This window comes from Aeromonas sp. QDB68, from assembly GCF_027707405.1.
Lineage (GTDB): Bacteria > Pseudomonadota > Gammaproteobacteria > Enterobacterales > Aeromonadaceae > Aeromonas > Aeromonas caviae.
This window is the reverse complement of sequence record NZ_JAPCIQ010000044.1, coordinates 19,595-32,011: the sequence shown is the minus strand read 5'-3', so window position 1 is coordinate 32,011 and position 12,417 is coordinate 19,595. Positions and strand designations below refer to the sequence as shown.

The window sequence follows — 12,417 nt, the reverse complement described above, 5'->3', positions numbered from 1 at the left end:
CCAGCGGGGCTGACGCCCCGGCGAAATTCCCCTCCCACCTACGTCGGAGGGAGTCCCCTTTCGCATTTAAGATGGCGTCGCAGCATACTGATTTCACCGATGTCGATGGATTGCCAATCGTAACCGCTGACCATCCTGCCACGAGCTTGTGGACGGGTGACGGTTTGAAAGAGCGATCTTCCTTTGGTGCGAGACAGGTCACGGTTGTGGACAGAAAGATCCCCTCTACTTGGCCATATGGAACCGCAATGAAAGAGGGGGGGAGGATGTCACTTTTTGATGAGCGTCGTGTGCAGGATCTCTGTGCCCGCTTGCTGGCAGACACTAATAACCAGGGATATTCACTCGATAGCAAGCATGGCCGCGAGTTGAGAGATCTCCTGCAGGCTGTGGGTGGAGTCAAGCCAGTGGGACGAGGGGCTCGTCATGTGTTGACCGATGCTGGAAGGAATTATCTCGCAGCACAGCTGGCACAGGTTGCACCAGTGATGCCGGACAGGCGTGACACGATACGGGCTCTCGGGGTGGACCTGCCCGCACATCTAAACCAGGCCAGTTTTCATGCCCTCTGGCATGGGGACAGCAAGAGCGGGATAGATCCAGATAATGATGCTATCGACATCACGCTGACACAGGATGAAGTGATTCGACTTCGCACGCTGAGCCCGCTGTCACTCATCGACCAGGACGGACTGCGCCACGACATGAGGGCGCAACTGGCACTATTGGGAGAGCTGGTCTTACCGGAGCGCTGCTTGAGTAAGTTACATGGCATTGAGTGGCAGGGGCGGCAACTGGTCACGGTGGAGAACAAGGGAGCTTTCGTGGATTACCCGCTGCAAGTGGGGGAGTTGTTGCTCTATGTGCCTGGCCGCAATACCAAGTTGGCACGTCAGGTATTCCCGCTGTTGCCGGCTGCCGTACCCTGGGCCCATTTTGGCGATCTGGATCAGCGCGGATTGGATATCGCTAACGAGCTGGCCCATGCCCTTCGTCGTCCGTTGGCTCTTTGGCTACCCGACACCTTGATGGCCTATGTTCATCACTATGCCCGCACTCTGATCCGCCGTCTGGAGGGGCAACCGATCAGCAGAGGCAAGATCCCATGGGAGGAGGTCCCCGTGGTGAGTGAGCATGGCAAGCAACTGGAAGAGGTCCTTATATATCTGATCGAAAGGGGATTGTGGTTGGAACAGGAAGTATTGGTGCTAGCCGGAGGTTGGCAGTCATGGCCACTCGACGCGCCTTGCGGCCAACGCAGTAATGAAAAAACCGCCATCAGGCGGTTTTAATGGTTGTCAGCCCCTATTTCAGGGCTTTTTTCAGCTTTTTGATCTTGCTTTCGTGCTTGGCGATTTTCGCCTGGCGGGCGGCGATCTTCTTCTTGATCTCTTTCTTGCTGGCCATGGGGCGGCTCCTTGTCTCGTGGGCGCCATGGGGATCAGGGTGCCCGGGGTCTTTCCATGCGTGCCGGGAAGGCCCTCTCCGTTGGCGCACTGACAGTCAGGGGAGGGGCATACCGCGGAACTGGTTTGCAGGATAGTCCAGTTTCCCGCGAGTGCCACCCGAACGGCAGGAAACAGAGGCAACAAAAAAGCGCCCCTGGGGGCGCTTCTGGCTTGAAGGGGCGGTATCAGGCCTTCTTCAGGTAGGCGGCCACCAGCACGATCTGCATGCCGTTGACCTTGCCCTCGATGTGCAGCGGGTTGTTGGTCAGGCGAATGCCCTTGACCAGGGTGCCGCGCTTGGCGGTGAAGCCCGCGCCCTTGACGTCCAGATCCTTGATCAGGGTGACGGAGTCCCCTTCCACCAGCACGGCGCCATTGGAGTCGACGGTCGGCACGCTGTCGTCAGCGTCGCTGGTCACGCCGGCGTCTGCCCAGGCCTTGACCTCGTCTTCCATGTACATCATGTCCAGCATGTCCTGGGCCCAGAGCTCGCCCCGGGCGACGAGGGCCTTCAACTGGCGCCAGGCCATCACCTGCACCGCCGGCACCTGGCTCCACATGCTGTCACCCAGGCAGCGCCAGTGGTTCACCTCCGTGGTGTCCGGCTGCTCCAGCTGGCCGCGGCAGGTGGCGCAGAGGGCCACGCTGTGGTCGTCGTCGCTGGCGGGGGAGTGCGGCACCGGGAAGGCAGTCAGCGCATGTTCTGCGCCACACAGCTCGCATTTGGCATTTGCACGGGCTTGCAGGATGGCATTGATGGTCATGATTGGGTTCCGTTTATAGGGGTAAAGCTGCTCGCCGTGGCGGGCTGCGCGAATGAGGGGCCGGAATATAGCACAAATCCCTGCTTTTTGTCAGGCTACCAGCGGCGCACAGGCGAGTGCTTTTTGACGGCAGATCGCTAGAATGAGCCTCCCTTTTTGCGCCAAAGGACAGGTTCACCGTGCTGGCCCACCGTTTTCGACAACTGGACTGCTTGCTCACCGCCGAGCGACGCTGGTGGCAATACCAGCCCTATCACCATTTGGGGATCGCCTTTGCCCGCGAGGCGCCAGCCCTTGCGAAGTGCCTGGCAGCCCTGACCCTTGACGAGATAGCGCACCTCGACGGGGACATGGATGCGCTCTGCACCCTGCTTGCCCCCTGGATCCCGGCGGGGGCCGAGTTGCAGGCCCTCGGCGAGCTTGCCCCTTTCGCCCCAGAGCCCGTCCAGTGCGCCAGGACCATGGCGATGTACATGCCGGGACGCAAGCAGGGGCAGATAGAGGCCTTCACCGGCTGCCTGCCCCCCCACCAAGGTCCCTATCTGGAGTGGTGCGCCGGCAAGGGGCATCTGGGGCGCCTGGTGTCGCTGCACCGTGGCGCGGAGATCCTTAGCCTGGAGTGGCAGGGGGCGCTCTGCGAGGAGGGGCGGCGGCTCGCCGCGCGCGACGGCGCCAACATGCGGTTCGTGGAGGCGGATGCCTTTGCCGCCGAGTCCGGGGCCCTCATCGCCCCGCACCATCACGCCATGGCGCTCCATGCCTGCGGCGATCTGCACACCCATCTGTTGACGCGGGTGGCCGAGGGGCGTGCCCAGGGGGTGACCCTCTCCCCGTGTTGCTACCACCTCATCAGAGGAGAGCACTACGCGCCCCTCTCTCGGGCCGCCAGGGCCAGTGCCCTGCGCCTTGGCAAGAGCGATTTGAAGCTGCCGCTGCAGGAGACGGTGACCGGCGGTGCCCGCATCGCCCGGCTGCGGGAGCGGGAGGTGGTGTGGCGCCTCGCCTTCGACTGCCTGCAGCGCCAGGTGCGCGGGGTGGATGAGTACCTGCCGGTGCCCAACCTGCAAAAGAGCCTGCTGACCGGGGGCTTCGAGGATTTCTGCCACTGGGCCGCCGAACGCAAGGGGATGGGCTTGCCCGCGGGGCTCGACTACGCCGCCTTGCTGGCACAGGGGGAGCGGCGCTTTGGCGATGTCGCCCGCATGGAGCTGGTGCGCCACCTGTTTCGCCGTCCCCTGGAAATCTGGCTGCTGCTCGATCGCGCCCTTTTCCTCGAGGAGCAGGGCTACCGGGTGGAGGTGGGCACCTTCTGTCCCAAACCCATGACCCCGCGCAATCTGCTGATCCGGGCGGTGCGCGCAGGGGGGATCTGAGCAAGAGTCCGGACAGGTCGGATGGCTGCGGCCGCAAGACCAGGGGCTGGATCCCCCTGCAAACGAGCGCCATCTGAGTGCAGGGAGGCATGGCTCACAATTTCGCCAAATTCTTAATTCTTGTCGTGAATTTAGTTGTCAGGATGCCTATGCTCGCCCTGACATTTTCAAGACAAGGATGGTTACCCATGTTCATGCTCACGCGTACCGCCTGCCTGGTTGCCCTCGTCTGGGCACTGCCCGGCCAGAGCGCCATGACAATCCAGCCCGATCCCCAGAACAGCGGCGGCTATGTGATGGCGGCGGCGGATCTTGCCAGTGCGGCCCAGGCCAAGACCGCCAACCTCATGTACGGGATCTGGTCCCACGCCCTGGCCACCCGGCCCAATTCGGTGGTGGAGGCCATCGTGGCACGCGCCCCCGGCAACCCGGACAACGTCAAGCGGGTCGAGCGGGTCTTCACCGAATCGGACTGGGAGTTCCTGACCCAGATGGCCGCCCCGGAGTACACCTACGAGCGCTTCCTGCGGGCGGTGGGCAAGTTCCCCGCCTTCTGCGGCGACTACACGGACGGGCGCAATGCGGACGCCATCTGCAAGAAGTCCATCATCACCGCCTTCGCCCACTTTGCCCAGGAGACCGGCGGCCACATTGCCAAGGAGAATGTCTCCGACAACCCCCTTGGGCTGGAGGAGTGGCAATAGGCCCTGGTGCACGTGCGGGAGATGGGTTGGTCTGAGGGGCAGACCGGCTACACCACGGGGTGTGGCCAGAGTGACTGGCAGAACCGGCGCTGGCCCTGCAGCACCGGTCAGGGCTATTTCGGTCGCGGCGCCAAGCAGCTCTCCTACCACTTCAACTACGGCGCCTTCTCCGAGGCCATGTTCGACGGCGACGCCACCGTGCTCCTCAACAACCCCGGGCTGGTGGCGGACTCCTGGCTCAACCTCGCCTCCGCCATCTGGTTCTTCCTGACGCCCCAGGCTCCCAAACCCGCCATGCTGCACGTCATCGACCGGACCTGGGTGCCCTCCCAGCGTGAGCTGGCGGCGGGCATCGGCTACGGCTTTGGCACCACCATCAACATCATCAACGGTGGCATCGAGGTGCGGCGAGCAGAACAAGACAAGGGCCAGCCGGTCAACTGCATCCGCTACTGGGAGGGGCTTGCGGCCCACTACGGGATCCCGCTGCTGGCGGACGAGAAGAACACCTGCTGGCAGCAGATCCCCTATGGCAGCCTCAACCTCAACGGCGCCACCGACGTGCTCTACACCAACTGGGACGGCAACTGGAAATACTACCCGGACAGACCCGGCGGCTACTCCTTCGAGTGTGATCTGGTGGGGTACCAGACCGCCTATTCGGCCCTGGTGCCGGGGGATTACGAGAAGTGCGTGACCAACTTCTACGGCTCCCACGCCAGCTGGCCCAAGGTACGGGTGGTGGCCACGCTGGATCCGGCCCCGGTCGACCCCGGCACGCCACTGGTGGACGGGGTACCGGCCTGGGAGGCAGGCAAGGTCTACACCGCGGGCAACAAGGTGAGCCACAAGGGGATCATCTATCAGGCCAAGTGGTGGACCCAGGGCAACGAGCCGGGCAAGGGCGACCCCTGGGCACCGGTGACCTGAGAGTCAGTACAAGCGCAAGCACCCCGGGGAGGCCGCGCGCCTCCCTTGTTGATCGCCGCGCTGGCTTGTTGCGCCTCTTTTGGCACTGATAGAGTGCGGATTCACACCGAGGGAGGATGACCATGAACATCGCCATTCATTTTGAAATTCCGGTACAGGATCTGGAGAGAGCCATTCGCTTCTATGAGGGGGTCTTCGAGACGGTGCTGGAGCGGGTGCAGATCGATGGCAACGAGATGGCGCTCTTTCCCCTGGAAAGTGGCACGGCGGGCTGCTCCGGCGCCCTGGCGAAGGGGGAGAGCTATGTGCCGAGCCTGGATGGCACCCGGATCTATCTGCGGGTGGCTGACATCGAGGGGGCCATGGCCCGGGCACTGGCATCGGGCGGGGCCTGTCTCTATCCAGTCACCCGGGTCGGGGAGAGCCTCCGGGTGGCGGAGTGTCGGGATTGCGAGGGGAATCGCATCGCCTTGCAGGAGGGAACCTGACCATTATTTATCCGGTGCATGGGGTGTGTTGAGTCATTCATACGATGAATAAAGAGGGGGATTTTCCCGCTCCGGGAGCCTCAGCCTCGCGGTAAGGCCCCGGTATGGTCAGTTGTCGCCCCCCGGATCCCGTGCTACTTCATCTGGTGCGGCAAGAAGGCGAGCACCCGTTCGCCCGGTCTGTCGCCCCAACTCTCAGGAGGCATCATGGAAGGACATTGTCTGTGTGGCGGGATCACCGTGTCGAGCGGCGATCACAAGGAGGTCAACCTGTGTCACTGCGCCATGTGCCGGCGCTGGTCAGGGGGGCCCATGTTCGCGGTGCACGGGGGCAAGGGCGTGCGGTTCACCGGGATGGCCCCGGTGGCCTACCGCTCGTCGGAGTGGGCGGAGCGCGGATTCTGCCCCACCTGCGGCACCCATCTTTTCTACCATCTGTTGCCGACGGAAGAGTACATCCTCTCCGCCGGCCTGTTTCAGGATCAGGAGTTCGAACTCACCGGGCAGATCTTCATCGACGAGAAGCCCGACTTCTATGCTCTCAAGAACGACACCCCGACCCTGACCGGACAGCAGGTGTTCGAGCAGTTCGCCCCCAAACCCTGAGCCTGTACTCACCCCGAGGAGAAGCCATCATGGATGAACAACCGAAGGTGAAGGGGCCTGCCTCCTACTTTCCTGCCATCGAGCAGAAATACGGCCGGCCCATCGCCCACTGGCTGACCCTGCTGGCAGGGCGGGAGGAGCGCAAACACATGGCCCTGGTGGCCTGGCTCAAGGGCGAACACGCCATGGGTCACGGCCATGCCAATGCCTTGGTGGCCCATTTTTTGGCGCAGCCCGATGCGCCCGGCGTGGCATGACAGTGCCACAGTGCCACAGTGCAAAAAGTGCAGGAAAGCCAGAGGAGCAGAGAGATGAAGATAAGCGTCAGCGTCTGGGTTGCCAGGCCGATTGCCGATGTGTGGCAGGGCTGGAACACCCCCGCCAGCATCATGGCGTGGAACGCCGCCTCCCCGCAGTGGCACTGCCCCCCAAAGCTGGGTGGACCTGCGGGTGGGCGGGCGTTTTTGCCACCACATGGCGGCGCGGGATGGCAGCACGGGGTTCGATTTCGAGGGGACCTTCACCGAGGTCACAGCGCCGACGGGGCTCGGCTACGTCATGGACGATGGCCGCGAGGTGAGCGTGCGGTTCGTGGCAGAGCAGGGGGGCACCCGGGTGGAGGAGCGGTTCGATGCCGAGTCCCTGCACAGCGGCGAACAGCAGCGGGCGGGGTGGCAGAGCATCCTGGATAACTTCAAGCGCCATATGGAAGCCGCCGGCTGACCCCTGTGGGGCGCCAAGAAAAAACCACCGCAAGCTGGCGGTGGTTTTTTTATGGCGTTCGCCCGGAGCAAGGCGGGGCGGGGAAGGGGGTCACTCCTCGATGTCCAGCAGCACCAGGATGGCGCTCTCGCCCCCCCACTCCCGCGGCGCCTGGTGAAAGGCGCGCACAGCGGGGTGCTGGGCCAGCCAGCTCGGGATGCGCTGCTTGAGGATGTGCTTGCCGATGCCGTGCATCACCGAGGCGACGTGGATGTTCTCTTTTCGGCACAGGGTGAGCAGGGCCGCCAGCTCCTGCTTGGCCTGGTGCTGGTTCATGCCGTGCAGATCCAGATAAATCTCCGGCGGGTAGCTGCCGCGCTTGAGCTTTTTCAGCTCGAATTTTGACACGTCGTCGCGCACGTAACGGGTCGGCCCGTCCGCCTCGAGATGGGGCTGATACTCGTCGCTGAAAAAGTGGTCAACCCCAAGCTTTTCGCGGCTCTCGCGCACTTCGCGTTTCTGCTTGACCGGGCTTGAGGAGGCCCTTATGGTATCTTGCTTAATTTTCCGGGTACCTTTGACAGCATCACGAAACAGCAGGCTTTCCTCGTCTGTGAGTGAGGGCGTTTTTTTCATCAGGTACTCGTCTTGCTCGCTGTATAAAATTCTCGGGCCGGATATTACTCGACTTGGAGGTGGATTTGGACAAGATATTTATCGATGAGGTGGTTGCCGAAATGCACACCATCCAGGACATGTTGCGCTGGGCCATGAGTCGTTTCAACGACGCCGGGATCTTCTACGGACATGGTACCGACAACGCCTGGGATGAGGCCGTGCAACTGGTGCTGCCCGCGTTACATCTGCCGCCGGACGTGGATCCGGGCATGCGCCACTCCCGCCTGACCACCAGCGAGCGCCACCGCATCGCCGAGCTCATCATCCGCCGCGTGCAGGAGCGCATTCCGGCGCCTTACCTGACCAACAAGGCCTGGTATGCGGGCTGGGAGTTCTATGTGGACGAGCGGGTGCTCATTCCGCGCTCCCCCATCGCCGAGATGGTGGCCAACCGCTTCGCCCCCTTCCTGAAAGACGAACCGACCCGGATCATGGACTTGTGCACCGGCTCCGGCTGCATCGCCATCATCATGGCCCACGAGTTCCCCCATGCGGAAGTGGATGCCATCGACATCAGCGTCGATGCCCTCAACGTGGCCGAGCGCAACATCAACGATCACGGTCTCGAGCAGCAGGTCATCCCCATTCGCTCCGATCTGTTCCGGGATCTGCCGGCCGGTGACAAGTACGATCTCATCGTCTCCAACCCGCCCTATGTGGACTCCGAAGACATGTCGGATCTGCCGGAGGAGTTTCGCCACGAGCCTGAGCTGGCCCTGGCGTCGGGCTCCGACGGCCTCAAGCTCACCAAGCGCCTGCTGGCCAATGCCGCCGACTTCCTGAAAGAGAATGGCGTGCTGGTGGTCGAGGTGGGCAACAGCATGATCCACCTGGAAGCCCAGTTCCCCGAGGTGCCCTTCACCTGGGTCGAGTTCGAGAACGGCGGTCACGGCGTCTTTGTGATGACCCGCGCAGAGCTCGAGCAGTACCAGGCCCATTTCGCCATTTACAAGAACTAAGCAGCAAGGAGCATCCATGGCAGGGAACAGTTTCGGCCAACTCTTTCGGGTCACCACCTTCGGCGAGAGCCACGGTCTGGCGCTGGGCGCCGTGGTCGACGGCTGCCCGCCGGGGCTGGAGATAAGCGAAGACGATTTGCAGGGGGATCTGGACCGGCGCAAGCCCGGCACGTCCCGCTACACCACCCAGCGCCGCGAGGCGGACGAGGTGAAGATCCTCTCCGGGGTGTTCGAGGGCAAGACCACGGGCACCTCCATCGGGCTGCTCATCGAGAACACCGATCAGCGCTCCAAGGACTATTCCGAGATCAAGGATCTGTTCCGACCCGGCCACGCCGACTACACCTATCACCAGAAGTACGGCCAGCGTGACTACCGTGGCGGCGGCCGCTCCTCGGCCCGCGAGACCGCCATGCGGGTCGCGGCGGGGGCCATCGCCAAGAAGTACCTGAAACAGGTGCACGGCATCGAGATCGTGGGTTTTCTCTCCCAGCTCGGCCCCATCAAGGCGGAAGGGTTCGACGAGAGCCAGATCGAGCAGAACCCCTTCTTCTTCCCCGATGCGGGCAAGCTGGAGGCGCTCGATGAATACATGCGTGCCCTCAAGAAAGAGGGCAACAGCGTGGGGGCCAAGGTGTGTGTCGTGGCGCGCAACGTGCCGGTGGGCCTGGGGGAGCCGGTGTTCGACCGCCTCGACGCCGACATCGCCCACGCCATGATGGGCATCAACGCGGTGAAAGGGGTGGAGATCGGTGACGGCTTCGCGGTGGTGGAGCAAAAAGGCTCGGAGCACCGGGACGAGATGACTCCGACCGGCTTTGCCAGCAATCATGCGGGGGGCATCCTGGGGGGCATTTCGTCGGGTCAGGAGATCGTGGTGAGCATGGCCCTCAAGCCCACCTCCAGCATCACGGTGCCGGGCAAGACCATCACCACCAGCGGTGAGGCCACCGAGATGATCACCAAGGGGCGTCACGACCCCTGCGTCGGCATCCGTGCCGTGCCCATCGCCGAGGCCATGCTGGCCCTGGTGCTGATGGATCACCTGCTGCGCCACCGCGCCCAGAACCAGGGCGTGCACACCCAGACCCCACAGCTGCGCTGATCATGCTGCGGGCAGGGTGAGTGATCACCAGATACCACAAGGCGACCCCAGGGTCGCCATTTTCATGGTTTTTTGCCGGCGCCAGCCTCAGGGGGCCGATGGCGTCGAGAGCGATGGGTGCCGGGTTGCGTCCAGGCGGCAGCGGGGCGGCGCAAAGGCGGGGTCCGGTGAGGGCAGGGTGGCGATGGCGGCATCAATGCGGGCGAGCGCCTCATCGTTCACGGCCTCTTTGGCAAACATCAGGCGCACCGGCTGCTGGTGCAAGAGCACCTGACACTGGATGGCGTCGCTCGCCCCGAGCTGGCCGAGCCGGTAGCGGGCGTATTGCCACTCCATGATGACGCCGTCGAGGCGGCGCGCCAGCAAGAGAGTGAGCAGCCTGTCATCGCTGTTGTATTCACTCGCCTGCCCGAGGGCAGGGCACTCCTCGTTCATCGGCAGGGGGCGGGTACCCCGCAGCTTGCCAAGTCGAAGCCCCTTGGCCTGGCAGAGGGTTGCCAGCTCTGTGAGCCCTTGCCAGCCGTCGGGCTCCCCGGCCTGCGGGCGCTGGCTCAGCAGCACGAAGCTGGCGCGCCGATAGGGGGCGGAGAAGCGGGCGAACCGCTCCCGCTCGGGGGTTTTCAGGGCGCCCATGGCCACGTCCAGCTGCTGGCGCTCCATGAGGTAGAGGGCCCGGGCCCAGGGGAGGTTGCGAAAGGCGGGCTCCACGCCTGCCTTGCCCAGGATCTGGCGGGTCAGGGTCACGTCCAGTCCACCGAGGGTGCCGTCGGCAGCGATTTGACTGAAAGGGGGCCAGTGGCTCCAGGCCACCGACAGGGTCTCCCTGGCGGCGAGGGGCTGGGCGAAGAGCAGGGGCAGGACGAGGCCCAGCATGCGCCGGGCGGTGGGGGTGAACTTCCGTTTCAATCAAAACCTCCTGTTCCGTGTATCGCGCCGTCCCCGGCAGGCTGCGCAGGGGCATTGATACATACGGCGATTCGGGCCATTTTGTCCTGCCTTCGTCCCTATTTCCAGCCGTGCTGGGAGGCGCATCACATTTTCCTCGTCTAAGTGCGCCAACTCCGTTAGACTGCGCCTCTATTCTTTCCCCTTTGCTCTGCTCCCCGGGGAAATCGTTGTTTTCTCTATAGGCCCGGATCCTGTGAGATGGCATCGGCTCAGCAGAGGAGCCCCACCACGATCTTTGGCGCCCCTATCCCTAGCAGGTAACTATGAGTTTTACTTCCCTCGGTCTGGCCGAACCCTTGTTGCGTGCCGTTGCCGAGCAAGGCTACGACACCCCGTCTCCCATCCAGCAACAAGCGATCCCGGCGGTACTGGCTGGCCGTGATCTGATGGCCGCCGCCCAGACCGGGACCGGCAAGACCGCAGGTTTCACCCTGCCGATGCTGCAGCGTCTGACTGAAAGCAAGCGCAAGGTCTCCCCGAATCGCATCCGTGCCCTGGTGCTGACCCCGACCCGCGAGCTGGCCGCCCAGGTGGGCGAGAGCGTGCGCAACTACGGCAAACACCTGCCGATCCGCAGCCACGTGGTATTTGGCGGCGTGAGCATCAACCCCCAGATGATGGCGACCCGCCGTGGTCTGGACGTGCTGGTGGCCTGCCCGGGCCGCCTGATGGATCTCTACAACCAGAACGCCGTCAAGTTCGATGAAGTGGAGATCCTGGTACTGGACGAAGCGGATCGCATGCTCGACATGGGCTTTATCCGCGACATCCGCCGCATCCTGGCCCTGCTGCCGAAGAAGCGTCAGAACCTGCTCTTCTCCGCCACCTTCGCCGACGAAATTCGCGAGCTTGCCACCGGTCTGCTGGACAACCCGGCGGTGATCGAAGTGACCCCGCGCAACAGCACCGCCGAGCGCATCGAGCAGCTGGTACACCCCTGCGACAAAGCCAACAAGATTGCCCTGCTGAGTCACCTGGTCACCAGCAACGACTGGCAGCAGGTGCTGGTGTTCACCCGTACCAAGCACATGGCCAACCGCGTTGCCGAGACCCTCGACAAGAACGGCGTCAGCGCCGCCGCCATCCACGGCAACAAGAGCCAGGGTGCCCGTACCCGTGCCCTGGCCGGTTTCAAGGATGGCAGCGTCAAGGTGCTGGTGGCGACCGACATCGCCGCCCGTGGCCTGGACATCGACAAACTGCCGCAGGTGGTCAACTTCGAGCTGCCGAACGTGGCGGAAGATTACGTGCACCGTATCGGTCGTACCGGCCGTGCCGGCGCCGCCGGTCACGCCATCTCCTTGGTCGCGGCCGATGAAGGCAAGCTCATCAAGGCCATCGAGCGCCTGACCAAGCAGAACATCCCCTGCGAGCAGGTGGCCGGCTTTGAAGCCTCCCGCGAGACCCTCGACAACATCGCCCGTGGTATCGGTGCGCCGCTTCGCAAAGAGCCGCGGGATCCGAGCGAGCAGCGCCGTGCGCCGCGTCCGCAAGGTCAAGGCCAGCGTCAGGGGGCCGGTCGCTCCGGCAATGGCGGCGGTGGTAACGGCGGTGGCAATCGCACTGGCAACGGCGGCAAGCCCAAGCCTCAGGGTGGTCAGCGTCCGGCTGATGGCGCCGCGAAGCCGGCCCAGGCCCGTCGTCCCCGTCGCGCCAGCCACAACCAGTAAGCGGTCAGGGAGCCAGGCTCCCCCACTGTTCGGTTGATACAA

Annotated in this window: 12 protein-coding genes and 1 pseudogene; 10 read left to right on the top strand and 3 right to left on the bottom strand. The window is 63.7% G+C overall.

Annotated features, from left to right (window positions below):
• Positions 1–266: 266 nt before the first annotated feature.
• A complete protein-coding gene (locus PG892_RS13600; RefSeq protein WP_049636773.1) occupies positions 267–1,292 on the top strand; it encodes a Wadjet anti-phage system protein JetD domain-containing protein in 1,026 nt (341 codons plus the stop codon).
• 341 nt (positions 1,293–1,633) lie between these two features.
• Here PG892_RS13600 and PG892_RS13595 read toward each other — a convergent pair whose 3' ends face one another.
• A complete protein-coding gene (locus PG892_RS13595; protein ID WP_049636772.1) occupies positions 1,634–2,212 on the bottom strand; it encodes a PhnA domain-containing protein in 579 nt (192 codons plus the stop codon).
• Positions 2,213–2,391: 179 nt separating this feature from the next.
• On the opposite strand from PG892_RS13595, the gene PG892_RS13590 reads away from it, so the two are divergent.
• The 6 genes and pseudogenes from PG892_RS13590 (at position 2,392) to PG892_RS13565 (ending at position 7,036) form a co-directional block, all read left to right on the top strand.
• A complete protein-coding gene (locus PG892_RS13590; protein ID WP_049636771.1) occupies positions 2,392–3,585 on the top strand; it encodes a methyltransferase in 1,194 nt (397 codons plus the stop codon).
• A 188-nt stretch (positions 3,586–3,773) separates the two neighbouring features.
• A pseudogene (locus tag PG892_RS13585) lies at positions 3,774–5,219 on the top strand (chitinase).
• Positions 5,220–5,341: 122 nt separating this feature from the next.
• Entirely contained in the window at positions 5,342–5,707 is a 366-nt protein-coding gene (locus tag PG892_RS13580; RefSeq protein ID WP_049636770.1) for a VOC family protein, read from the top strand.
• Between the two features lie 207 nt (positions 5,708–5,914).
• Positions 5,915–6,313 carry a GFA family protein gene (locus tag PG892_RS13575; RefSeq protein ID WP_223916324.1) on the top strand — a complete coding sequence of 133 codons (399 nt, stop codon included), beginning with the start codon at positions 5,915–5,917 and terminating at the stop codon, positions 6,311–6,313.
• 29 nt (positions 6,314–6,342) lie between these two features.
• Positions 6,343–6,570, top strand: coding sequence for a DUF4287 domain-containing protein (locus PG892_RS13570; RefSeq protein WP_223916322.1), 228 nt, complete (start codon positions 6,343–6,345; stop codon positions 6,568–6,570).
• 193 nt (positions 6,571–6,763) lie between these two features.
• Positions 6,764–7,036, top strand: coding sequence for an SRPBCC domain-containing protein (locus PG892_RS13565; RefSeq protein ID WP_235698355.1), 273 nt, complete (start codon positions 6,764–6,766; stop codon positions 7,034–7,036).
• 90 nt (positions 7,037–7,126) lie between these two features.
• On the opposite strand, the gene smrB is transcribed toward PG892_RS13565, so the two are convergent.
• A complete protein-coding gene (gene smrB / locus PG892_RS13560) occupies positions 7,127–7,651 on the bottom strand; it encodes an endonuclease SmrB (protein ID WP_041211465.1) in 525 nt (174 codons plus the stop codon).
• Between the two features lie 65 nt (positions 7,652–7,716).
• Between smrB and prmB the strand changes: the two genes are divergently transcribed.
• The gene (gene prmB / locus PG892_RS13555; protein WP_270825488.1) at positions 7,717–8,652 is read left to right on the top strand and encodes a 50S ribosomal protein L3 N(5)-glutamine methyltransferase; all 936 of its coding nucleotides are present in this window, start codon (positions 7,717–7,719) and stop codon (positions 8,650–8,652) included.
• A 16-nt stretch (positions 8,653–8,668) separates the two neighbouring features.
• Entirely contained in the window at positions 8,669–9,757 is a 1,089-nt protein-coding gene (gene aroC, locus PG892_RS13550) for a chorismate synthase (RefSeq protein WP_042017130.1), read from the top strand.
• A gap of 87 nt (positions 9,758–9,844) precedes the next feature.
• Here the strand turns inward: aroC and PG892_RS13545 are convergent, their stop codons facing one another.
• Positions 9,845–10,663: a substrate-binding periplasmic protein gene (locus PG892_RS13545; protein WP_442865635.1), complete on the bottom strand. Its 819-nt coding sequence runs from the start codon at positions 10,661–10,663 to the stop codon at positions 9,845–9,847.
• A gap of 305 nt (positions 10,664–10,968) precedes the next feature.
• On the opposite strand from PG892_RS13545, the gene PG892_RS13540 reads away from it, so the two are divergent.
• The gene (locus tag PG892_RS13540; RefSeq protein WP_041211462.1) at positions 10,969–12,375 is read left to right on the top strand and encodes a DEAD/DEAH box helicase; all 1,407 of its coding nucleotides are present in this window, start codon (positions 10,969–10,971) and stop codon (positions 12,373–12,375) included.
• Positions 12,376–12,417 lie beyond the last annotated feature (42 nt).

Bases quoted from the DNA above. Each gene is read 5' to 3' on its own strand.
- PG892_RS13540 (WP_041211462.1), top strand. From the start codon at position 10,969: ATGAGTTTTACTTCCCTCGGTCTGGCCGAACCCTTGTTGCGTGCCGTT.
- aroC (WP_042017130.1), top strand. From the start codon at position 8,669: ATGGCAGGGAACAGTTTCGGCCAACTCTTTCGGGTCACCACCTTCGGC.
- PG892_RS13570 (WP_223916322.1), top strand. From the start codon at position 6,343: ATGGATGAACAACCGAAGGTGAAGGGGCCTGCCTCCTACTTTCCTGCC.
- PG892_RS13600 (WP_049636773.1), top strand. From the start codon at position 267: ATGTCACTTTTTGATGAGCGTCGTGTGCAGGATCTCTGTGCCCGCTTG.
- PG892_RS13575 (WP_223916324.1), top strand. From the start codon at position 5,915: ATGGAAGGACATTGTCTGTGTGGCGGGATCACCGTGTCGAGCGGCGAT.
- PG892_RS13595 (WP_049636772.1), bottom strand. From the start codon at position 2,212: ATGACCATCAATGCCATCCTGCAAGCCCGTGCAAATGCCAAATGCGAG.
- PG892_RS13580 (WP_049636770.1), top strand. From the start codon at position 5,342: ATGAACATCGCCATTCATTTTGAAATTCCGGTACAGGATCTGGAGAGA.
- smrB (WP_041211465.1), bottom strand. From the start codon at position 7,651: ATGAAAAAAACGCCCTCACTCACAGACGAGGAAAGCCTGCTGTTTCGT.